This is a genomic window from Streptomyces sp. NBC_01166 (genome assembly GCF_045039765.1).
Taxonomy (GTDB): domain Bacteria; phylum Actinomycetota; class Actinomycetes; order Streptomycetales; family Streptomycetaceae; genus Streptomyces.
Window position 1 is genome coordinate 698,487 of the sequence record NZ_CP108613.1, and the last position, 22,084, is coordinate 720,570.

Genomic DNA, 22,084 nt, shown 5'->3' on the forward strand with positions numbered 1-22,084 from the left:
CCGCGGGGTTGCTCCCTACGGCTGTTCGCCGTCGTGGAGCGCGGTCACCTCTTGGTCGGTGAGCGCCTTGTCGTACACCTTCACCTGGTCGACGGAGCCGTTCCAGAAGTCGGTGTTGCCGCCGGACCACTTGGCGCGGCCCACGGACAGCGCGCCGCTGCTGACGTCGGCGCTGCCGGCCGCCGCGGTGGAGGCGAGCTTGCCGTCGACGTACAGCTTGATCTCGTCACCGCTGCGCACGCCGACCAGGTGGTACCACTGGCCGAGCTCGGGCTTGATCTCCAGCCGGGCGCGGTGGGCGCCCGGGGTGGAGAAGGCGAACCCGCCCTGTCCGTACTGGAGGTAGAACGGGTTCTCCTGGCGTCGGCCGTCCTGGCTGACGACGGTGCCGTAGTTGCCCGGAAGCGCGTCGAGCGACGCCCAGGCCGACACGGTGTAGTCACCGGTGGTGTCGACGACCGGGCCGTCGGTCTGCGCGTACTGGCCTTCGCCGTTGAACTTCAGCGCCGAGCCCTGCACTCCCGGTGCCCAGGACGCCCCCTCGGAGAGGGTGAGGTCCTTGTGGTTCGGGCCGCTGTCGGCGGCCTTGGTGCCCTTGTTCTCGTCGAGGGACCAGGCACCGCCGCCCTTGACCTCGTCCCGCTCGCCCGCTGCCGCGCCGGCGGCGATGACCTCCTGGTTGATCTTCCGCACCTTGGCGGCGTCGACCTTGATCTCCCGGCGGTCGTACGTCCAGAGGCCGTTGAGCTCGTTCTCCAGGTCGGTCACCTGGGTGTAGATGGAGCCGGAGAGTTCGGCGCCGGCCGCCTCCAGGTAGTACGTACGGGTGTTGTCGACGTACTTGGCGGTCAGGGCGTCCTTGTCCGCGACACCGCTGTAGATCGCGGTGGGGGCACCGGGCCACATGTGGCCGGGGATCCGCAGGGTGAAGCCGCCGTGCTCACCGTCCATCGCGGCACGCGTCTCGTCGGGGAAGGCCGGGTCGGTGTTGTTGTAGTCGTGGTGGTCGATGATGTCGCCCTTGCCGGAGTCGCCCTTGGAGTTGCAGCAGTTGACACCGCTGTGGGCGCTGACGACGCGGGAGGGGTCGGCGGCCTGGACCTTCTCGGTGATCTTGCCGGTCTCGGTACGGTCCCACTCACCCCAGCCCTCGTTGAAGACGATCCACGCACCGATCGAGGGGTAGTTGTGCAGCTGCTCCATCATCTCGGCGCCCTGGTCGAGGAAGGCCTTCTGGCCCTTCTCGCCGGTGAGGTTGCCGGAGACGAAGTCCTGCCACACCAGAAGGCCCAGCTGGTCGGCGTGGTAGTACCACCGCGCCGGCTCGACCTTGATGTGCTTGCGGACGGAGTTGAAGCCGAGGTCCTTCTGCGCCTTCAGGTCGAAGACCAGGGCGTCGTCGCTGGGCGCCGTGTTCAGACCGTCGGGGTAGAAGCCCTGGTCGAGCTGGGCGAGGGAGAAGAACGGCTTCCCGTTGAGCACCAGCTTCTGGTAGCCGCCGACCTCGGCGACGCCGAAGGAGCGCATGCCGAAGTAGCTGTCGACGGTGTCCTTGGAGCGGCCGTCCTTGAGGGTGACCTCGAGGTCGTACAGGTAGGGGTCGTCCGGGGTCCACAGGTGCTGCTCGGCGACCGGCAGGCTCAGCTCGCTGTTGGCACGGCCGGTGACGGTGCCGACGACCTTGCCCTTCTTGTCGCGGGCGACGGCCGTGACACGGGCGGACTTCGAGGCGTCCTCGGAGTTGACCGTCAGGGCGAGACGGCCCTTGTCGATGTCCGGCGTGGTCGTGAGGGAGTCGACGGCGGCCGGGGCGACGGGCTCCATCCAGACGGTCTGCCAGATACCGGAGGAGGCCGTGTAGAAGATGCCGCTGGGGTTCGAGGACTGCTTGCCCGTGGGCTGGTCGGCTCCGGTGGTGTCGGTGACCGCGACGACGATCTCCTGGGGGCCGCCGCCCTTGACGGCGTCGGTGATGTCGGCGCTGAAGGCGGTGTAGCCGCCGGTGTGCTCGGCGACCTGCTTGCCGTTGACCCAGACCCGCGCCTGGTAGTCGACGGCGCCGAAGTTGAGCTTCAGGCGGTCGTCGTCGCCCCGCTTGCCGACCGACCAGCTCTTGGGCACGGTGACGAGCTTGCGGTAGAACATGTGGTCTTCGTGGCGCTCGAGTCCGGAGAGCTGCGACTCGACCGGGTAGGGCACGGTGATCCGCTCGTCGAGCTTCTTGCCGAAGACCGGCTTCTCACCGGCGGTGGCTCCGGCGAACTCCCACTGCCCGTTGAGGTTCTTCCAGTCGTCGCGCACCTGCTGCGGGCGGGGGTACTCGGGCATCGGGTTCTTGCGGTCGACCTTGTCGCCCCACGGCGTGGTCAGCCGGTGCGTGGAGAGGTTCTTCGCCCTGCGGCTGATCTCCGGTACGGTCTCGTCGCCGTTCTTCAGGCCGCCCTCGCCGTCGTAGACGACCTTGAGCTGCTGGCCCTTCTGGACCGCGGCGCCCAGAGTGACGACGAGCGCCTTGCGGTTGTTCGACGCCTTGGCGACCGACTTCACCGGCATCGGTGTCGTGTCCGCCTCGATGGCGAGGTGGTCCTTGACGTCCTTGATGCCGCTGACCTCGTGGTCGAAGGTCGCCTGCACCTTGAGGCCGTTCTCCGCGACGGTCAGCCCGACCGGGTACACCTCGAAGTCGGACGGCGGGGTGAAGGCCGACTCCGGCACGATCTGCTTGGCGAGCTTCGCGCTCGACCAGCGCAGGAACATGTTCGCCCCGCCGGTGTCCTGGAACATCTCCAGCCGGAACGTGTGCGCCTCTCCGGCCTTCAGTGCGACCGGAGCGCTGGTCTGCTCCTTGTCCCAGTCCGGCTCCCAGTGGTCGATGACCGCCTTGTCGTCGATGAAGAGCCGGAAGCCGTTGTCACCGATGGCGGAGAAGGTGTAGTCACCCGTCTCCGGGGCCTCGATCTGTCCCGTCCAGCGGGCGGTGGTGTGCTCGGTCTGCCCCGTGGCCGACTCGAAGGCACCGGTCAGACCGGGGAAGTTGATGTCCGGGTCGAGCGCGGTCGCGCCGAGCTTCGCGAAGTCGCGGGCGCCCGGGGCGGACATGGCGAAGTACTCGCCCTTGAGACCGTGCACCTCGGTGGACGGGTCCTCCTTGGTGAACGCCGCGGCGGTGGCGGCGTCCGCCGCGGGGGCCGCGGGAGCCGCGGCGGCGGTCGGCACCAGGGTGGCCCCGAGCGGGAGCAGCAGCGCCGCCGTACAGGCGAGTGATCTGAAAAGCGTGCGGGGGCGGGCTAGTTGTCGTATCAAGGCGTCGTCCTCGTCGAAGAAGCCGGAGTGCCCCGAACCGCGGAGCACTGCACATAGTCGAACATTGAGCCACAGCCTCAAACAGCTGACAACGGTCGTGCACGCAGATTTTTCAACGATAGAAAATTGAGACCCCTCCCGCCCGCCACGGCGGGCAGGCGGAGCCCGGCGAGCGGCGTCGCGCCGCCCACCGGGCTTCGGGCCAGGGCCGGTCGGTGCGCTACCGCGGAAGTCCCGCAGGTCCGGTGGCCCAGGATGTGTTCGGCCGGTCGGCGAGCCGGTAGGTCAGCGTCCCCCCGCGGGTGACCAGCCGGGCATCCGTCCACGACCTGTCGGCAGTCCGTCCGTCGACCTTCACCGCGTCGATGTACGGATGTGTCGCATCGGCCTCCGGGGCGCTGATCCGGATGTCACCGCCCTGCGGCCGGTGCAGCACCGCGGTCGGGAACAGCGGCGCTCCCAGCAGCATGGTGGCGCTGCCGGGTGTCTGCGGGTAGAGGCCGAGGGCCGAGAAGACGTACCAGGCCGACATGGTGCCGAGGTCGTCGTTGCCGGGCAGGCCTCGCGGGCCGGTCCCGTAGACCGTGTTCACGATCTCCCGTACGGTCTCCTGGGTCTTCCACGGCTGCCCCAGCGCGTTGTAGAGCCAAGGGGCGTGGATGCCCGGCTCGTTGGTCGGGTCGTAGCGCAGCGCGTCGCCGCCCTTGACCGACCAGGAGCCGTCCGCCTTGTGGAAGAAGCCGTCCAGCCGCCCGGCCGCCACGTCCCGGCCACCCATCGCCTCGGCCAGCCCCCGCACGTCCTGCGGGACCATCCAGGTGTACGTGGCACTGGTGCCCTGTGCGAAGCCCCGGTCGCTGCCCGGGCTGAAGGGTGTCACCCAGGAGCCGTCGAGGTTGCGTGCCTGGATGTAGCCGGTGGTCCCGGCGCCGTCGCCGGCCTCGGGGTTGAAGACGTTGCGCCACCAGAGGCCGCGTTCCTCGAATGCGTCGGCCTCCTCGTCGCGCCCGAGCAGCCGGGCCCAACGGCCGAGTGCCGCGTCGGCGACCGCGTCCTCCAGCGTCTCGGCGGCACCGCCCCAGCAGTGGCAGACGTCCTGGGCCGCGTAGTGGGACTCCAGGTACTGCGCGAGATTGGGCCGCTGGCCGGTGCACTGGCCGGGGCATCCCGCGTCGGAGAGTCCGTCCGGGTGGGGCACCGTGGCCTGCCGTGCCAGGGATTCGAAGGCACCCTCGTAGTCGAAGTTGCGTACTCCCATCGCGTAGAACGTGGCGAGGGTGGCGGCCGTGGGATCGCCCGTCATCACGTGTGTGGCGCCGTTGACGTGCACCCATCGGTCCCAGACGCCGCCGTTCTGCCGGGCGAAGTTGTAGAGCGACTGCGCGAAGTCGCCCGCGATCCTCGGTTTGAGGAGGGCGAGGAGCTGGATCTGGACGCGGTACTGGTCCCAGCCGGAGAAGTTGCTGTACTGGGCCTTCTGACCGCGCGTCACGCGGTGCGGCTTGCCGTCCATGCCCGGATAGCGGCCGTCCCTGTCGCTGATCAGGTTGGGCTGCATCAGCGAGTGGTACAGCGCCGTGTAGAACGCGGTGCGCTGCGCGTCGCTGCCGCCGCCGATGCGCGCGGAGGCGAGCTCGCGGTCCCAGGCGGCGGATCCCGCGCGGGCCACGTCGTCGACGCTCGCCCTCGGGGCGATCTCCTGGCGGAGGTTGGCCTCGGCGCCCGCCTGGCTGACGTAGGAGATCCCGATCCGCATGCGGACGTCGTCGTCGGCCGCGGTGTCGAAGCCGACCCAGCCACCGGAACCGCGCCCGGCGCGGTCGGCCCCGGTGGCGTATCCCTCGCCGCCGCTCCCACCGGTGGCGCCCGGAGCGAGGGTGCCGTCGCGCCAGGTGCCCGTGGTGGAGAAGGCGCGGTCGAAGGAGGCGCTGAAGTAGAGCCGGTAGTAGCTCTTGCGGTTGTTGGTTCCGCCGTTGGCGCGCCTGCCGCAGAACGCCCCGGTGAGCACCGAACCGGTCACCTTGCGGTGGGCGGTGTCGATCTCGATCTCGGCATCCTCGCTGCCGTTCAGGGAGTTGGACACCCGGAAGAGCAGATTGGCGGGCTTGTCCGCCGGGAAGCTGAAGTCGGCCACTCCGGCACGCTCGCTGACGGCCAGGTCGGCGGTGGCTCCGGAGTCCAGTCCGACGGTGTAACGGCCGGGAACGGCACGCTCGTTATCGTGCGAGAAGCCGGACGCGTAGACGGCGTCCTTCGTGTCGGCGGACGGCGAGGAGGTGACGTCGCCGACGAACGGCATGATCGGCACGTCGCCCGCGGCGCCGGGGTTGCACCCGGCCCCGTTGACATGGGTGAGGCTCAGCCCGCGCATCCGGGTGACCCCGTACTCGTAACCGTTGGCCGCCCCGGTGCTCGTCTGGTCACCCGTGGTGCTGGTGGGGGACCAGGCGATCATGCCGTACGGACGGACCGCGCCGGGATAGGTGTTGCCGCCGTTCGCCGTACCGATCATCGGGTCCACGTGGGCGGTGGGGCGCGCGACCAGCGCCTCGGCCTCGGCGGCCGGCGGCACGACTGCGCCGGCGAGCGCGCCGGTGAGGGCGATCGCGGCGGCCCGTGCGGCGAGACGCCGGGCCGGGGTCGGTCTGGAGGGCATGTTCTCGGATACCTCCGACAGAGGGGGACAACGTTGTCAGCGCCGTTCGGACCACGGCGCCACAGCGTTGATCGATTCGCCGCCGAGCGTAGGTGCCCGCGGCGTGCCAGGGAATGCCGCGGACGGATCCGACCGGTGAACGCGTGATGAACGGGGCCCCGGGGTCACGCTTTGACACGATGGAGACTGCCGGAAGAAGCACCGAGCCGTAGCAGAGGAGCACCGTGATCCGCTGGACGTACGCCTTCATCGACCGGCCCGCAGCAGCCGCCGGTCGCGCCGCCGCCTTCTGGAGCGCGGTCACCGGCACCCAGGTCTCCACGCCGTGGGGAGAGCGGAGCGAATTCACCACCCTGCTGCCGGGCGGGGCCGACGCCTGCCTTGCGGTGCAGGCGGTGGGAGGGGAGGCAGGGGCCCATCCCGATCTGGCGGTGGACGACATGGCCGCCTTCACCGCACAGGCCCTCCGGCTGGGCGCCCTGGAGGAGACCCGGCACCCGGAGCTGACCGTCCTGCGCTCCCCCGGCGGCCAGCCGTTCTGTGTCGTGCCCTGGCGGGGCCAGCGGGCGCGGCCGCCGGTCCTCACCGGCCCCGGCGGCGCCACGAGCAGGCTGGACCAGATCTGTCTCGACGTGTCACCGGCCGTGTTCGACGCGGAGGTCGCGTTCTGGGCGGCGCTGACCGGCTGGGAGGCGCGCCCGGGCGTCCACCGGGAGTTCCATATGCTCCGCCCGTCGCAGGACCTGCCCGTCCATCTGCTCGTCCAGCGCCTGGACGAGCCCCGCCACGCCTCGGCGCATCTGGATCTCGCCTGCTCGGACCTGGCGGCCGAACGGGCGCAACACGAAGGGCAGGGCGCCGAGTTCGTGCGCGACGGCGACGGCTGGACGGTGATGCGGGACCCTGCGGGCGGGGTCTACTGCCTCACCGGGCGCGATCCCGTGACCGGCGAGTAGGGCCGGGCGGTCCCGCCCGCCGCCTCGGAGGGGAGCCGGGGTGTCCGCCCTTCACTCCACGTGAACTGTCAGGTAGCCTGACGTTTCAGTCGGAGCCGATCCCGGAGGTTCACCATGACCATGGAGTACGCCACCCAGTACCGCACCCGCTCCCACATCCCCCCGGAGCCGGGCAAGCCGTATTTCATCGAGAAGGGCATGGGCGACCGGGCCCACCTCTTCGGTGACCTCGTGACCGTCTACGCCGGTGGCGAGCAGACCGAGAACGCCTTCAACTTCTTCACCGTCGAGGGGGTGAAGGGCGACATCATCCCCGCGCACATGCACACGGACACCTACGAGGTGTTCTACATCGGCAGCGGCGCGGCCCGGCTCTTCGTCGAGGACCAGGAAGGTGAGCAGTACGAGAAGCTGCTGACCACCGGCGACTTCGGTTTCGTGCCCAAGAACTGCCCGCACGCCTACCGCATCGAGCGCCATCACAGCCAGATCATCGGGGTGGCCGCGGGGCCGGGCGGTACCTTCGAGCGCTTCTTCGAGAACCTCGGGACGCCGACCGAGGAGCTGACCCTGCCGCGCGAGCCGTACGTCCCCGAGCCGCAGAAGTTCGGCACGGTGCCGGAGCAGTTCGACGTCCGCTTCATGCCCGGCCAGCAGTGGCGCACCCGGGACTGACCGGCCGTTCGCTGCCCGCTCCCGCCCTGAGGAACGCCCGCACCCCACGAAAGTCAGGTCCATGCCGCTGCCCTCCGATCCCCCCTCCTCCCCCTTCGTGCCTCCCGCCCCGCCGGACCCGGCCACGCTTCCGCTCCCGTCCCCCTCACGCCCCGCGCCCGGCGTGAGGCTGCTGCGCGGAGCGGTCTACCAGCTGCTGGAAGGACGCAGGGCGCTGGAGCTGGACGTATGGCTGCCGGAGGACGCCGGTGCTCACGTCCCCCTCGTCGTGTTCGTGCACGGAGGCGGCTGGCACACCGGTCTGCGGGACAACCTGGGGCCCCGCTTCCGCTCCTGGCGGCCGGGGCCGTTCGCCCGTCTCGTCGAGGCCGGATTCGCCGTCGCGTGCCTCGACTACCGGCTCAGCGGCGAAGCCCACTTCCCCGCGCAACGGGACGACGTCACCGCCGCTCTGCGCTGGCTGCGCACCCGCGCGGACGAGCTGGGCGTGGACGCGTCCCGCACCGTCCTGTGGGGGGAGTCGGCGGGCGCGCACCTGGCGGCCCACGCCGCTCTCTCGGCGCCGGCCGAGGGAATCGACCCGGTCCGCGGCTGCGTGTGCTGGTACGTCCCCAGCGATCTGGTCGCCCTCGCAGAGGACCACGGGGGCGGCTACGACGCCCACGACCCGGCCACCTACGAGGCGCGCCTCCTCGGAGCGGCGGCCGGCGCCGACCCGGAGAGGGCGAGGGCTGCGAGTCCGGTGGCCCACGTCACCGCGCAGGCCCCTCCCTTCCTCCTCCTGCACGGGACGGCCGACACGGCCGTCCCCACCCGGCAGAGCGTCCGGCTGGCCGACGCGCTGCGGGAGGCGGGGACGCCCGTGGAGCTCCGCCTGATCGAGGGGGCCCAGCACCTGTGGCTGGGTGTTCCCGACGAGCGGGTCACCGAGTGTTTCGAGCGTTCGGTGGAGTTCACCCGCGCGCGTACCCGCTGATCACGGGCACGCGGGGGTGCCGGGCCGACGCGGCCGGTCGTTATGCTCGGAGCTCCGCCTGCCCATCGAGGAACCATGACCGCCGACGCCGCACCGAACATGCCCCAGCTCCTCAGCGAGGCCAAACGCTGGTTCGACGACGCCCTGCTGGCCGGCATGACGGCCGCCGGTGAGCAGCCCGTGACCGCCGCGCAGGCCGCGGTCTTCGCGACGCTCGATCCGGACGGAAACTCGATCTCCGAGCTGGCGCGGCGGATGGGCGTCACCCGTCAGACGACGCACCAGGCGGTGCACAGCCTGATCGGCCTCGGCCTGCTGGAGCAGACGCCCGATCCGTCGTCCGCCCGGTCGCGGATCGTCCGCACCACCCCGGAAGGTGCCCGGGCGCACGAGCGGGCACAGATCATGCTCTCCCGCATAGAAGCCGTCCTGGCGGAGCGCATCGGTCCGCAGGCCGGGCTGCTGCGCGACATCCTCACGCGGTCCTGGGGCGAACCGCCCCTGCTGTCGACGGGCCCCTGAACCTCGGCCGACGGGCCGTGCCCCTGGGCAGGGGCACGGCCCGCCGGTACGTCACGGCGTGGTGATGCTCGGCCGCGGCGCGGTCGCCATCCCGCTGCCGATGGCGAAGCTGGGGTGCGGCGGCTGATTGTAGGCCGTGTTCTGCCAGGCCAGCGCGGTCCGGTACATGGTGTCGTGGAGCAGAGTGGTGATCTTCGTACCGGTCTCGTGCGGCGTGGAGTAGATCCGCAGCGCGGTGTTGTTGGTGGTCGGCCAGACGACTTCCTCGCGCCAGTCGCCGAAGAGGTCGCCGGAGATCGCGGGCGTGGCCTTGGTGCCGTTGCCGGAGTGGACGGAGGCCCCGGTCAGCAGGCGGGTGTCGGCCGAGGTGCCGTACTTGTCGATGTGGGTGCCGTCGAGGAGTTCACGGGTCGTGTCGCCGTCCCACCAGGACAGGAAGTTGGAGCTGGACGGCTTACGGCTGGTGACCACGTCACCCTTCGGTCCGCGCACGCCGGAGACGGCGGAGGACCAGGACTCGGCGCCCGCGCTGCCGGACCAGATGTCACCGGACACGCCGCGTCCGTTGTCCCCGCTCGCCGGAGTGGACCAGAGGATCTGGCCGGACTTGGCGTCCGCCATCCATGAGGACGGCTTGGAGCTGTCCTCGTCGACCTTGAACTCCTCCAGGCCCGCCCTGGAGGGGTCGAGGTCCCCCACGTGCATGGCGTCGCCGTGGCCGTTCTTCGTGGTCCACAGTCCGCTCCCGTTGTCGTCCACGGCCATGGCGCCGTAGATGATCTCGTCCTTGCCGTCACCGTCGGCGTCGGCGATGGACAGCTGGTGGTTGCCCTGGCCGTCGTATCCCTTGCCGGAGTTGGTCGAGCTGTTCGTGTCGAAGGTCCAGCGCCGGGTGAAGGTGCCGCCCCGCCAGTCCCAGGCGGCGATGACGCTGCGCGTGTAGTAGCCGCGCGCCATGATCAGGGACGGCCTGGCGCCGTCCAGATAGGCCGTGCCGGCGAGGAAGCGGTCGACCCGGTTGCCGTAGGAGTCACCCCACGAGGACACCGTGCCGCGCGCGGGGACGTAGTCGACAGTGCCCATCGCCGCCCCGGTTCTCCCGTTGAACATCGTCAGGAACTCGGGGCCGGACAGGATGTATCCGGAGGAGTTGCGGTAGTCGGCGGAGGAACTGCCGATCACCCTGCCGGCACCGTCGACGCTGCCGTCGGCGGTCTTCATGGCCACCTCGGCCTGGCCGTCACCGTCGTAGTCGTACACCTGGAACTGGGTGTAGTGCGCGCCCGAGCGGATGTTGCGTCCGAGGTCGATCCGCCAGAGCCGGGTGCCGTCGAGGCGGATCCCGTCGATGACCGTGTTGCCCGTGTAGCCGGACTGGGAGTTGTCCTTGGCGTTGGTGGGCTGCCACTTCAGTACGAAGTCGAGGGCGCCGTCGCCGTCCAGGTCACCGACGGACGCGTCGTTGGCCTCGTAGGTGTAGGCGACCCCGTCGGGTGTCGTCCCGCCGGCGGGCGGGCTGATGGGCACGTCCTTGTATCCGGTGCGGAACTGGATCGCGTGCACGGAGTCGCTCTGCTCCACGCCGTCGACGACCGCGCGGACCGTGTAGTCGGCGGTGGCGGGCGCACCGGAGTGGAAGTAGTTCGTCGAGGCGGTGACCGGCGAGGCGTTGACCTTGGTGCCCGCCCGGTAGACGTTGAACGCCACGTTGTCGGGGTCGGTACCGAGCCAGCGCCAGCTGACGAGGTTTCCGCTGTCGGTGTGCACGCTGACGACGCCGCGGTCGAGCGCCTCGGCCTGCCGCGCTGTGGCGGCCTGCGAGGCGGGGCCGAGGGCTACGAGCCCGCCGGCGGCGAGCAGCCCGGCCGCCAGGGCGCCGACCAGCGCGCGGGTACGGGTGATGCGGCGTCTGCGGCGGGGGCGGGAAGCGGTGTGGGGAAGCAGAGGCTCCACGGGAGGCACCTTCCGGCAGGGGACGGCTTACGCCCCCTCAGTTGCTCCCGGGTGCCGAAAGGTTGCCGCGGGTCTCCTTCTCCGTCATGGCGGGCCGCCCCCGCACCGCACCCGCCGCGGCGTGCAGTGAGCGCAGGGCCAGCAGCAGGAACCCGATGTCGTCGAGGTAGACGGGGTCCGGCAGAAGGTCCACGGGCGACACGGTGTAGATCACCGCCGCCCAGACGAGCGCCTTGTTCCGCAGGGGGATGCCGGCGTCGATGAGGAGTCTTCTGGCCCGGATCACCCGTACCAGCAGGACGAGGGCGGCACCTGCCATGAGCAGGAGTACGAGCGCGCCGATGATGAGCCAGACCGAGGTGTCCATGGCTCATCGTCTCCCGGCCGGGCGGCCGGAGCGCGGAGGCTTCACCCGTGGCTCCTGGCCTGTTGACGGGCGCGACGGCGCTTCAGGGCACGGCGCTCGTTCTCGTCCATGCCTCCCCACACACCCGAGTCCTGTCCGTTCTCCAGCGCCCACTCCAGGCACTGTTCCCGCACGGGGCAGGTCCCGCAGACGGCCTTGGCCTCCTCGGCCTGCACGAGTGCGGGCCCGGTGCTGCCGATGGGGAAGAACAGGTCGGGGTCCTCTTCGCGGCATGCCGCGTGCATGCGCCAGTTGTCCATCTCTCTCACTCCTTCTCGCTGGGAACGGTCCGTCGGTCTCTGCTGGATCGCGCCTGGTTTTCGGGTACCGCACTGTGCGCGTGACCGTCATACGGCGATCGAAACCCCAACGGGCCCGGCCTTCAGGGGTTTCCGGAATCCGGTCCGCCTTCCGGCAGCGGCGTGCCCGGGTGCGGGGCAGCCGCGCACGCGCTGTCCAGCCGGATGCGGTAGTGCATGACGGCGGCCGGGTCGTCGATGACGTCCACCCGCGCCCCCGCGGTCTCCAGGACAGCGCGGTCACCGATCTCCGGGGCCGGTACGCGCAGCAGATGCAGCGGTGGCACACCGGTCATCGGGTGCGGTGGGGCGTCGAGGGGTACCACCTGCACCGTGAGGTGCCGGCGGTGGGCCGCCTCCTCCAGCACCGCCCGTTGTCCGGCCATCACGGAGGGTCCGCCGACCGTCGTACGGAGGGCCGCGGCGGGGAACAGGGCCCAGAGGGCCGCGCCGCGCGCCTCCAGGCGTCGCTGCCGCTCCGCCAGCAGTTCGAGGTGCCGGTCGCGCCGAGGGGGCGGATCGGCGGTCAGGCTGCGGCACAGGGCCGCCTCGTAGGCCGGGGTGCGCAGGAGCTCGGGGACCAGAGCGGGGTGCCAGGTCCGGACGAGCGCGGCGGAGGACTCGATGCCGATGACCTCCTGCTGCCACGGGTCCATCGCGTCCCGCCACGCGTGCCACCAGCCCGGCAGGTTCGCGGCCGCGATGCCGGCCATGATCGGCTCGGCCTCCTCGTCGGACACGGCGTAACGCTCCAGGAGGACCCGGACCTGATGGGCGTCGAGCCCGGTCTCGGCACGCTCGATTCGCCGGACGGTGGCGGGATGGGCACCGAGTGCCACCGAAGCCGCCTGGAGGCTGACGCCCGCTCGCTCCCGGAGCATCCGCAGGCGCGCCGCCAGGACACGGTGTTCAACGGTGGGGCCGGACCGGGGCCTCATCCACGTCCCTTCTCACAAGCTCCGACGGGCGCGGTCGCAGCGGTCCCGGCGCCGATTCGGAACCATCCTGACATTCTGCCTCTTGCAAAGTATGCACTTTGCACGGACAGTACGTACATGTCGGAAATAGTTGCGTGCGCGCGTTCCGCCCCGGAGGAATCGGGCGGGCGGAGCGCACAGAGCTGGTGGATTCCCCGCCTTCCCCGGGCCGTCCCGGTGGCGAGGCACCGCGTGCAGGAAGCCATGCGGAGCTGGGGAGAACCCGACGAACGCGTCGAGACGGCGGCCCTGGTCGTGACCGAGCTGGTGACGAACGCGGTGGAGCACACCGCGGGCCGGCGGATCCGGTGCCGTCTCCTGCGGACGCCCGGCCGGCTGCGCATCTGCGTGTGGAACCGCGGGCGGCGCCACGTGCCGAAACTCCCCGGTCCACGGGACCGGCCGCCCGGCACCCCGGCGGAGAGCCCGCACGGCGCGGAGGGCCCCGGCCCGGTGGCCTTCGGCGGGCCGGACGGCACGGACGACGGCTTCAGTCTCGCGTCGGTGCCCGAGGACGGCCGGGGCCTGATGCTCGTGGACGCGCTCGCGGCGCGATGGGGCACGCGCAGCAGCGTGTCCGGCCGACTCGTCTGGGCCGACATCTGAGGCGTCGGGACGCGGGCGGGTGGTTCACCCGTGCCGGATCGCTGTATCGGCCCGTCGGACGAGGAGCCGGGTGAGGCAGGCCGGCCCCGCAGATAAATGCCTCGACATGGGTCGCGCTGATCAGGGACGCTTCGCGCGATGACCAGAATCGATGACACACCGCCCGCATGGGACGAGCGCACCCAGCTCACCACGTTTCTCGACTACACACGTGACACCGCACGCGCCAAGTGCGAGGGCGTTTCGCCGGAGAACGCCCGCAGGGCGCTCCTGCCGGGCTCACCCCTCATGACCATGAGCGGAGTGATCAACCACCTCCGCTGGGTCGAGTACTACTGGTTCCAGGTGGTCTTCCTCGGCGAGGAGGACCGGGGGCCCTGGACCGAGGAGGACCCCGACCGCGAGATGCGTATCGCCGTCGACTTCCCGCTTGCGCAGTTGCTCGACGAGTACGCCGGACAGAGCGCCCTCCACCGCGAACTGGTCGACGGGAACGACCTGGACAAGCAGGCCCAGGGAGCCGTCCGCGACGGACTCCACGTCGATCTGCGCTGGATCCTGCACCACCTCATCGAGGAGACGGCCCGCCACAACGGCCACCTGGACATCCTGCGCGAGATGCTCGACGGCACGACCGGGGACTAGGACAGGTCCTGGAAGTCGTACACCGCGAAGTCGGCGACCGGGCGGTACCCGAGCCGCTGGTAGAGACCGTTGCCGGTGGGATTGGCCAGGTCCGCGAAGAGCAGGACGATTCCGGGGCCGCTTTCTCGACCAGCGGGCCGATCAAGGACTCGAAGACGTCGTCGACCGGCTGACCGGACTGCGTCGCCCGTCGGAGCTCGGCGCGGGCCTGCTCGTCGGCGGCGGAACGGGGCCGGTCGCCGCACCCGGCGGCATCGATGGAGGCCACCGCGTAGCCGCACGCCGCGGAGTACCGGGCCCTGGCCACCGGCCGGGGTTCGCCCTTGGGCAGGCCGTTGTTGTGGGCCATGAGGATCAGCGGAGCCGGTTCGGCGGACAGGGGCGTCCATAGAGTGCCGGGAATCCGATTAACAGCCGGTCGCCGTGGTTCGCCATCGGTTTTCGCGCGGGCTCCGTGGCCCGGATGCCACGGAGCCACTCCCCCGGCCGGGACCGCTCAGGCCGGCGCCGTCCGGCACTCCGGGTGGCCCCAGCCGTTCGGGTTCTTGGCGATCATGTCCTTGGCCGCGTACGGCTTCCCGCAGTGGCACCGGCCCGCGAATTTCGCCCTGATCGTGGCGGCGGAGCGCGCCCGGCCCGTGGAGCCGCCGGTGGACCCGCTCGTGGACCCGCCCTTGGCCGCGCCCGCCGTCCGGCTCTTCGTCGAGCGGGCGGGCGCGGGCACCGGCATGTCCGCCGTGCCGTACGCGGTCCCCGCCGCCTGCTGCGAGACGGCCACCTCGCTCGCGGCCTGGTCGGCCAGAGCGTTGAGCGGGTCGCCGTCCACCTGGTGCGCCGGCACGTAGCGGAAGGTCACCGCGCGGCTGCTCAACAGCTCGTCGATGCCGACCACCAGCTCCCGGTTGGCGACCGGCTTGCCAGCCGACGTCTTCCAGCCGTTGCGCTTCCACCCCGGCAGCCACTTGGTCACCGCGTTCATCGCGTACTGCGAGTCCATGCGCACCTCGACGGGCACGGCCGGATCGGTCGACCTCAGCAGTTCCAGCAGGGCGGTGAGCTCGGCGACGTTGTTGGTTGCGGTGCCCAGCGGGCCCGCTTCCCACCGCTGGGGGTTCCCCTGGTCATCGGCCACGACCCACGCCCAGGCGGCAGGTCCCGGATTGCCCTTCGATGCCCCGTCACACGCGGCGATGATGCGCTCGTCCATGCCCCTGATCATGCCAGCCCGGAAGCTCAGGGCACGATCGAGTCGATGTATCCGCCGTCCACCCGCATGGCCGCGCCCGTCGTGGCGGAGGCCTGGGGGGAGCTGAGGTAGACGACGAGGTTCGCGATCTCCTCGGGCTCGATCAGGCGCTGGAGGAGGGACTGCGGGCGGTGCCGGCGCATGAAGACGCGCTGGGCCTCGTCCCAGGGGAGGTCATCGCCCACCAGCTCGTGGACGAAGTCCTCGACCCCGCCGGTGTGCGTGGGCCCGGCGATCACGGAGTTCACCGTCACCCCGGTGCCCGCGGCCTCCTTGGCGAAGCCTCGGGAGACGGCGAGCAGAGCGGTCTTCGACATGCCGTAGTGGATCATCTCGGCGGGGATGACGATCGCGGAGTCGCTCGCGATGTTCTGCACCCGGCCCCACCCCCGCTCGGTCATGCCGGGCAGGTAGCGGCGGATCAGACGCACCGCGCTGAGGACGTTGGTGTCGAAGTAGGCGCGCCACTCCTCGTCGGTGATCTCCAGCGGCGGCCGGGAGCCGAAGATGCCGAGGTTGTTGACGAGGATGTCCGTCGCGGGCACGGCCTCGTGGAGCTCCGCCGCCCCCTGCTCCGTGGCGAGGTCGCAGGCGACCGTGAGGACATCGGCGTCGGGCTCGGTGCCACGCAGCGCGTCCGCCGCCGTGACGAGCCGGTCCCGGCCCCGTCCGGTCAGCACGACGCGCGCTCCGGCACCGGCCAGCCCGGTGGCGATGGCGAGCCCGATGCCCTGCGAGGAGCCGGTCACGACAGCGGTCCTGCCGGCGAGATCGATACGCACCTTGCGGTCCTTCCGTCCCATGTCGGTGTGCGGGGTCGAAGAATCACCACCCTGTCACTCCCCGGCCCGGGACGCCTTCCGGCCGCCGTGCACTCCACCGCGCCCCGTCCGGATCAGGCCGTGGCGCGGCAACGGGGCTCCCGGCCCGTGGGAACGGCCGGGAGCCCCGTCGGGTGACTCAGAGAACGCCGGACTCGGAGACGGCGATCTTCGCCTTGGTCTTGCCGGTCGAGGAGCCGTACGACTCGATCTTGCGGACGAGCTCCATGCTCGCCTCGTCGGCGACCTCGCCGAAGACGACGTGCTTGCCGTCCAGCCACGGGGTGACGACGGTGGTGATGAAGAACTGCGAACCGTTGCTGTTCGGGCCCGCGTTGGCCATCGAGAGCAGGCCCGGCTTGTTGTGCTTCAGCGTGAAGTTCTCGTCGGCGAACTTCTCGCCGTAGATGCTCTTGCCGCCGGTGCCGTTGCCGTTGGTGAAGTCACCGCCCTGGAGCATGAAGTCCGGGATGACGCGGTGGAACGGCGAGCCCGCGTAGCCGAAGCCCTGCTCACCGGTGGCCAGCGCGCGGAAGTTCTCCGCGGTCTTGGGGGCCACGTCGTCGAAGAGGTTGAACACAATCCGCCCAGCGGGCTGGTCGTCGATGGTGATGTCGAAAAACGCCTTGATGGTCATGGGTCCATCCTGACATCACCCGGCGCCTCCCGGTGCACAGGCCCCGCCCCACGACGGCCGCGCGCCGCACGCGTACGGCGTACCACGGGGGTGAGCCGTGGTACGCCGTTTCAGTCAGGGAGAACGCCGCTTCCCCCTACCGGTGCCGCTCAGCGGTTGCCGTGGTGGCCGCCGCCACGGTGGTGCCGGCCCCAGGACTCGGAGTCGACCTTGTGCCCGCGGTTGTCGCGGAGCGTGGCGGTGTCCCTGCTGTCCCACACGTAGTGGCGGCGGTCCTGGTACACGTCGTGCCGGGTGTCACGGCCGACACCGGTGTGGACGCGGACGGAGGAGCGGCCGGGCAGCCGCAGGTCGAACGTGTACGAGCGGCGGCTCTCGTCGGTGAGCGTCCAGCCGCGGAGGTTGACGGAGTGGCGGCTGGTGTTGGTCACGGTGACCCACTCGGCGTTCAGGCTCCGGTTGGAGCCGTTGTCGCGGCCGGGGCTGTCGTACTGGATCTGGCCCAGGACGACGGCCGAGCGCTGTGCCGGCCGGTCGTGGCCGTGGTCCCGGCCATCGGCCGTTGCCGGAAGGGCCGCTGCGGCGAGCAGGGCGCCGGAGGCGAGGACGGTGGCGGTGATCCGTCGTGCGGAACGGGACATGGAAACCCCTCATCATGCGGGCCCGGGATGGAACTCCGGGCGTTTTTCCGACCCCGGCGTAGTGCCGGGAACGCAAACTTTGTCCCGCTTTCGAGGTGGCCGAAAGGCGCCCTGCTTCGTGTGACGAAGTGCGGACATTTCTGTCACACACAACTGCATGCGGCACGGATTGCGGCAGTCGTAGACCTGTCAACCGTTGATCGTTGCACCGACCCTTTCGGGGGGCCGTTCACCTGGTCGTGGCGCCCTGTTCACCCCGGCCCCGCTCCCCCGGGCGCCCCTGTCGGGAGCTCATCGATCCGTGTAACAGGAGCGACAGCGCTTACCTGGACAGACGTTCCGTTACCGCCTGGAAAGGAGCTCGCGCGTTCGAGCCTTCAGCATCCATCGCGAAGGGGCGAGCCGGATCCGCTGACCTCCACCGGTGACGAAAGCGTTCACGGGTGTCATCGGATCCAGCGCCATCGTCCTGGCCATCAGGACACCGACGGCCAGCGGGAGGAGCGTCACGGCCAGCGCCGTGCCGGCGCTGGCCAGGTTCTGGATGCGGGGGCGCGTCGGCGCTTCGGGGAGCATGGTCCCCATTCGACCAGCGGGGGCACGTGCCGGGATCGGGTCACGTACTCAGACGTCCCCCTCCCCGTACTCAGTCCGGCCCGTGTCCGCGCCGGGCGGAGCGGGTTTCAGCCGTCCGGACCCCGCCGGCCCGAGGCGTCGGCCCGGCCGCCGGCCCCGAGGAGACCCGTGGCCTCGAACGGAGCCGTCCGCGCCAGTCTGGGCAGCTCGCGCTTCGATAGCGCCGTGACGACCGGAGGCATCGCGGCGCGCACCAGCTGTGTGGCGCGGAGCCACGCCGGCATGTACGCGGCGGCACTGCGGCGCTCGACCGCCCGCACCATGTGGCGCGCCACGGTCTGTGCCGGGTAGACCTTGCGCGCGGGCCTGGGCATGTGCCCTCTCAGCTCGCGCAGCACGGGGTGCTGGTCGGCATCGCGGATCATGTCGGTGTCGGTCCAGTTCAGGTAGCCGATGCCCACCCCGACGTACTCATGGGCGAGCTCGGCACGCAGCGAGTGGGCGAACGACTCCACGCCGGCCTTGGAGGCGCAGTACGCGCTCATCATGGGCGCGGCGCCGATGGAGGCCAGCGATGCGATCTGGAGGTAGTAACCCCGTGTGACGCGCAGCTGGGGCAGGAAGACCCGTGCCGTGATCGCGCTGCCGATCAGGTTCACCTCGATCACGCGCCGCCAGGTCGCCGGGTCGGACTCCGCGAAGGGGCCGCCCTCGGCCAGGCCGGCGTTGGCGACCACGACCGAGACGGGACCGAGCCGCTCCCGTACGTCGTCGGCCACCCGCGCCATTCCCGCGTCGTCGGTGACGTCGGCCTCCCAGCATCGCGCCGGGCCCGGAAGCGAGTCCCGCACCGCGGCAAGGCCGGCTTCCTCCCGGCCGATCAGGGCCAGGGTGGCGCCGCGGTCCGCCAGCTCGCGTGCGATGGCCGCACCGAGGCCCCGTGCGGCGCCGGTCACCACGGCGACGCGGCCTTCCAGAGGACCAGGGGTGCCCGTCATACGCGTCTCCTCGGAATCGACCGCGTCGGCGCCGTACCGTCGGCTCGCGGACGGTGTTCCCACCCAAGCACTCCTGTCGGCCCGGCGCTCGGCGAGACGGACCGGCCTGCCTCTTACTCCGGCGAGGAGGGCGGGCCCCAGTGGGAGAACCGGGGCAGCCACTGCACCCGGTAGTCGGGGTGGCCGGCATGCTCGGCGGCCATCTGCCGGACGACGAAGCCCAGGCCCACGGCGCGGCCCGAGGTGAAGTCCTGGGCAGGGCGGTCGGTGTCGAGGACCGCGATCTCCTCGTACTCGTCCAGGAGCACCCTGGTGGTCTCGATGCGTCGCAGGGTGCGTGCCGGGTCCTGGAAGGCGATGTGCCGGTCGTAGGCACGCGACCGTACGACGAACGCGATGCCGCTCGTGCGGTCGTGCACCTCACCGGGTGCCTCGGCCGGAGTCCGCCAGCCGTCGCCGCCCGCTTCCCGCGCGATCTGCTCCTCCTCGGCGAGGCGTGCCCGCACGAAGGCCAACAGGTCCGAGTTGTCTGCCATCTGGTTCCGAATCCTTCTCCGTCACAGACCGTGGCGGAGATCCACTCACCGCCACGGACCCGTTCTGCCCGACCAGCAGAGGATGCCTCACCCGCGTGCCGGGGGCGCAGTCGGCACGGGGCGCGTCCGCATGACGGACACCGCACGGGGCTGTGACCGGCCGGATTCAGCGGGACGGATCCCGCCGGGCGGCCATGAGCAGCGCGATGTCGTCGGGCCGGTCCTCGTCCTGCCGGGCCTGTCCGATGATGCGGTCGGCCGTCTCGGCGAGCGGCATGTGTCCCACCGCGTCCAGGGTGCTGCGCAGCCGCTCGATGCCCTCGTCGATGTCCGTGCCCGCCTTCTCCACCAGCCCGTCCGTGAAGAGGGCGAGAACGGCTCCCGGGGCGAGACGCAGTTCCGTGACGGGGTAGGAGGCCTTGGGGTCGACGCCGAGCACCACACCTCCGGGGAGGTCCAGGACCTCGGTCCTGCCGTCCGGGTGCCGCAGGACGGGCTGGGGGTGGCCGGCGCGTACGGCCCGGGTGGCACCGGTCGCGGGGTCGAGCAGCACGTAGCAGCAGCTGGCGAACTGCCCGGGGTCGAGGCCGATGAGCAGCCGGTTGGTGGCGCTCATGATCTCCTGCGGTTCGTGCCCGATGAGCGTGAAGGCCCGTACGGCGCTGCGCAGTTGCCCCATGGTGGCCGCTGCCGCGACACCGTGCCCCTGGACGTCCCCGATGACGAGGGCGAGTCCGCTGCCCGTCTCGATGACGTCGTACCAGTCGCCCCCGATCTCGATGTCCTGGGTGCCCGAGAGGTAGCGCCCGACGGTGTCGACGTGGTCGACGACGGGCAGCCGGTGGGGCAGGAGGGCGTCCTGGAGGCCCCGGGCGAGCGCGGCCTCGGTGTCGTAGCGCTGGGCGCGCTGGAGTGCCTGGGCGATGAGCCCCGCCAGCGCGGTGAGCACGGTGCGTTCCTCGGGGCTGAAGCCGCGGGCCTGGTCGAATCCGAGGATGCACGAACCCACGGGCCGGCCCGACGCGATGAGCGGCAGGAAGGCGCGGGCGCCGACGCTGGCGTCCATGGGGATGCCGGGGTAGGCCTCGGCCAGCTGCTCCATGGACTCGAAGAACAGCGGCCTGCCCGTCGTGAGCGTCTCCACCCCGGGGATGCGGGCGTCGAGACCGACTCCGTCGAACTGGTCCAGGAACCCCTTGGGGAAGCCGGTCTCCCAGGCCAGGTAGAGGCGGCGCTCGTTCTGGAGGTAGATGGCCAGCTGTCTGCCGCCGAAGGCCGGCAGCAGCTCCTCCGTGACCACGGCCGAGACCTGACGCGCCGTGACTGCCTCCGTCAGTGCGATGGCCAGGGCGACCGGCCGGTACAGGACGGCCGAGCGGTCGGCCGGGGAGCCGAGCTCCCCTCCCGGGGTGGCGCCGGACTCCGGTGTGCGGCCGGGCCGCCCCGAGGGGCTGAAGGTGACGGTGACCCCGTCACGGCCGGGGAACATCGCGACGGACAGCCAGTCCTCCGGGGTGCGCCTGGCGAGGAAGTACACGGGGTCGTCCGAGAAGAGCGCGGCCCGCCGCTGGTCCTCGTAGGCGGGGCTCGCGAGCCAGGGCAGCGCCTCGCCGAGAGGCCGGCCGGTCAGTTCGGCCCTGGTGTGGCCGAGGAGCTGCTCCGCAGGGCGGTTGACGTAGGTGATCCGTCCGAGCCGGTCGTACGTGAGCATGCCGCGCGGGATCCGGTCGGCCGCGTCCGGTACGACCGGTCCGGCCCCCTGGTCGAACAGGACACCGGTCAGCCGGCCCGTGCGGCCGTCCAGATCCCCGGTGCCGGAGAGCTCGACCAGGAGCGGACGGCCGTCGGGGCTCCAGAGCCGCATCCGGCGCACATGGGGCTCCGCCGACCGCGCGGCTCTGCTCGCCAGCGTCCACAGCCCGTACACGTCCTCGGGCAGCAGCCCGGCCGTGAGCGCCTCCATGGAGCGCGCCGGCCCGTCCGTGGGCTCATGGCCCAGGATCGCGTGCGTACGCTCGTCCGCGGTGACCGTCCCGCTTTCCATGTCCCACGCGAAGTGTCCGACGCGCATCTGCCGCGCCGTGTTCGAGGGAAGCCGCAGGGGCATGGGCTCGCCGTCCCACTCGGCCGGCCCGTCCTGCGCGGCGATCTCGGCGCCGAGCTGCCGGGCGAGTGTCTCCAGCCGACGGCGGTCCGCGCCGCCGACCGGCACGCCCCGGGTGGCGTAGCGCAGCACCACGAGCACGCCCGCGGGTGTGGTCCCGCCCGGCACGGGCACGTAGAGGGACCCGAACGGGAACGGGAGGCCGGCCATCAGCTGCGGGAACCGGCGCATGGCCTCCTCGGCGTCGCCCAGATACACCGGCCGGTTCGACCGGTAGGCCTCGGCGACCGGGAAGGGCCGGTTCACGTGCATCCGCCACCAGGGGCGCAGCAGCGGGACGGGCAGCCCCGCGAGCACTGCCATCAGGAGGAGCCCCGGGGCCCGGGAGCGCAGATAGACGCCGCCCGCGTACCCCCCGACGGCGTCGACGGCGCTCACCACGGCCCGGGCGAGCACCAGCGACAGTCCGTCGGGCGTTCGGCTGCCATCGGGGCTCCAGGTCACACAGCCAGGATGCGCACCCGTGCGCGGGTGCGCATGTCCACCCCGGC

Annotated in this window: 20 protein-coding genes and 2 pseudogenes; 6 read left to right on the forward strand and 16 right to left on the reverse strand. The window is 71.2% G+C overall.

Features of this window, described 5'->3' with window-relative positions; genetic code table 11:
* Nucleotides 1–15: 15 nt before the first annotated feature.
* Entirely contained in the window at nt 16–3,351 is a 3,336-nt protein-coding gene (locus tag OG379_RS03425) for a LamG-like jellyroll fold domain-containing protein (RefSeq protein WP_405659118.1), read from the reverse strand.
* A 172-nt stretch (nt 3,352–3,523) separates the two neighbouring features.
* Nucleotides 3,524–5,959, reverse strand: a complete 2,436-nt coding sequence (locus tag OG379_RS03430; protein ID WP_405659120.1) for a GH92 family glycosyl hydrolase — start codon at nt 5,957–5,959, stop codon at nt 3,524–3,526.
* Nucleotides 5,960–6,183: 224 nt separating this feature from the next.
* Between OG379_RS03430 and OG379_RS03435 the strand changes: the two genes are divergently transcribed.
* The 4 genes from OG379_RS03435 to OG379_RS03450 all read left to right on the forward strand — a co-directional run bounded on the left by OG379_RS03435 (nt 6,184) and on the right by OG379_RS03450 (nt 9,088).
* Nucleotides 6,184–6,915, forward strand: a complete 732-nt coding sequence (locus OG379_RS03435) for a VOC family protein (protein WP_405659122.1) — start codon at nt 6,184–6,186, stop codon at nt 6,913–6,915.
* 114 nt (nt 6,916–7,029) lie between these two features.
* Nucleotides 7,030–7,590: a quercetin 2,3-dioxygenase gene (locus tag OG379_RS03440; protein WP_405659124.1), complete on the forward strand. Its 561-nt coding sequence runs from the start codon at nt 7,030–7,032 to the stop codon at nt 7,588–7,590.
* A 61-nt stretch (nt 7,591–7,651) separates the two neighbouring features.
* Nucleotides 7,652–8,566 carry an alpha/beta hydrolase fold domain-containing protein gene (locus OG379_RS03445; RefSeq protein ID WP_405659126.1) on the forward strand — a complete coding sequence of 305 codons (915 nt, stop codon included), beginning with the start codon at nt 7,652–7,654 and terminating at the stop codon, nt 8,564–8,566.
* 75 nt (nt 8,567–8,641) lie between these two features.
* Nucleotides 8,642–9,088, forward strand: a complete 447-nt coding sequence (locus OG379_RS03450; RefSeq protein WP_405659128.1) for a MarR family winged helix-turn-helix transcriptional regulator — start codon at nt 8,642–8,644, stop codon at nt 9,086–9,088.
* A gap of 51 nt (nt 9,089–9,139) precedes the next feature.
* On the opposite strand, the gene OG379_RS03455 is transcribed toward OG379_RS03450, so the two are convergent.
* The 4 genes from OG379_RS03455 to OG379_RS03470 all read right to left on the reverse strand — a co-directional run bounded on the left by OG379_RS03455 (nt 9,140) and on the right by OG379_RS03470 (nt 12,684).
* Nucleotides 9,140–11,041, reverse strand: coding sequence for a rhamnogalacturonan lyase (locus tag OG379_RS03455; RefSeq protein ID WP_405659130.1), 1,902 nt, complete (start codon nt 11,039–11,041; stop codon nt 9,140–9,142).
* Between the two features lie 37 nt (nt 11,042–11,078).
* Nucleotides 11,079–11,408 carry a YkvA family protein gene (locus OG379_RS03460; protein WP_393754704.1) on the reverse strand — a complete coding sequence of 110 codons (330 nt, stop codon included), beginning with the start codon at nt 11,406–11,408 and terminating at the stop codon, nt 11,079–11,081.
* Nucleotides 11,409–11,449: 41 nt separating this feature from the next.
* Complete coding sequence (locus OG379_RS03465) at nt 11,450–11,707, reverse strand: WhiB family transcriptional regulator (protein ID WP_393754706.1); 258 nt, start codon at nt 11,705–11,707, stop codon at nt 11,450–11,452.
* Nucleotides 11,708–11,829: 122 nt separating this feature from the next.
* Complete coding sequence (locus OG379_RS03470; RefSeq protein ID WP_405659134.1) at nt 11,830–12,684, reverse strand: helix-turn-helix domain-containing protein; 855 nt, start codon at nt 12,682–12,684, stop codon at nt 11,830–11,832.
* Nucleotides 12,685–12,873: 189 nt separating this feature from the next.
* On the opposite strand from OG379_RS03470, the gene OG379_RS03475 reads away from it, so the two are divergent.
* Both OG379_RS03475 and OG379_RS03480 read left to right on the forward strand, forming a co-directional pair.
* Nucleotides 12,874–13,329: an ATP-binding protein gene (locus OG379_RS03475; protein ID WP_393755026.1), complete on the forward strand. Its 456-nt coding sequence runs from the start codon at nt 12,874–12,876 to the stop codon at nt 13,327–13,329.
* 138 nt (nt 13,330–13,467) lie between these two features.
* Complete coding sequence (locus OG379_RS03480) at nt 13,468–13,974, forward strand: DinB family protein (RefSeq protein WP_405659136.1); 507 nt, start codon at nt 13,468–13,470, stop codon at nt 13,972–13,974.
* On the opposite strand, the pseudogene OG379_RS03485 reads toward OG379_RS03480, so the two are convergent.
* The 10 genes and pseudogenes from OG379_RS03485 to OG379_RS03530 all read right to left on the reverse strand — a co-directional run.
* A pseudogene (locus OG379_RS03485) lies at nt 13,971–14,087 on the reverse strand (GNAT family N-acetyltransferase); the annotation flags it as partial. The gene OG379_RS03480 and the pseudogene OG379_RS03485 sit on opposite strands and share 4 nt — an antisense overlap.
* Nucleotides 14,084–14,380, reverse strand: a pseudogene (locus tag OG379_RS03490) (alpha/beta hydrolase family protein); the annotation flags it as partial. The pseudogenes OG379_RS03485 and OG379_RS03490, both read right to left, overlap by 4 nt.
* A 90-nt stretch (nt 14,381–14,470) precedes the next feature.
* Complete coding sequence (locus OG379_RS03495; RefSeq protein ID WP_405659138.1) at nt 14,471–15,181, reverse strand: ribonuclease H; 711 nt, start codon at nt 15,179–15,181, stop codon at nt 14,471–14,473.
* Between the two features lie 26 nt (nt 15,182–15,207).
* Nucleotides 15,208–16,002, reverse strand: a complete 795-nt coding sequence (locus tag OG379_RS03500; protein ID WP_405659141.1) for an SDR family NAD(P)-dependent oxidoreductase — start codon at nt 16,000–16,002, stop codon at nt 15,208–15,210.
* A 178-nt stretch (nt 16,003–16,180) separates the two neighbouring features.
* Entirely contained in the window at nt 16,181–16,678 is a 498-nt protein-coding gene (locus OG379_RS03505; protein WP_362929614.1) for a peptidylprolyl isomerase, read from the reverse strand.
* Nucleotides 16,679–16,827: 149 nt separating this feature from the next.
* Nucleotides 16,828–17,319 (reverse strand): lamin tail domain-containing protein, encoded by a 492-nt coding sequence (locus OG379_RS03510; protein ID WP_405659143.1) that lies wholly within the window; start codon nt 17,317–17,319, stop codon nt 16,828–16,830.
* Nucleotides 17,320–17,661: 342 nt separating this feature from the next.
* The gene (locus tag OG379_RS03515; RefSeq protein WP_405659145.1) at nt 17,662–17,895 is read right to left on the reverse strand and encodes a hypothetical protein; all 234 of its coding nucleotides are present in this window, start codon (nt 17,893–17,895) and stop codon (nt 17,662–17,664) included.
* A 107-nt stretch (nt 17,896–18,002) separates the two neighbouring features.
* Complete coding sequence (locus OG379_RS03520) at nt 18,003–18,893, reverse strand: SDR family oxidoreductase (RefSeq protein WP_405659147.1); 891 nt, start codon at nt 18,891–18,893, stop codon at nt 18,003–18,005.
* Nucleotides 18,894–19,006: 113 nt separating this feature from the next.
* The gene (locus OG379_RS03525; RefSeq protein ID WP_405659149.1) at nt 19,007–19,429 is read right to left on the reverse strand and encodes a DUF6221 family protein; all 423 of its coding nucleotides are present in this window, start codon (nt 19,427–19,429) and stop codon (nt 19,007–19,009) included.
* A gap of 166 nt (nt 19,430–19,595) precedes the next feature.
* Complete coding sequence (locus OG379_RS03530) at nt 19,596–22,037, reverse strand: SpoIIE family protein phosphatase (RefSeq protein ID WP_405659152.1); 2,442 nt, start codon at nt 22,035–22,037, stop codon at nt 19,596–19,598.
* Between the last annotated feature and the right edge of the window lie 47 nt (nt 22,038–22,084).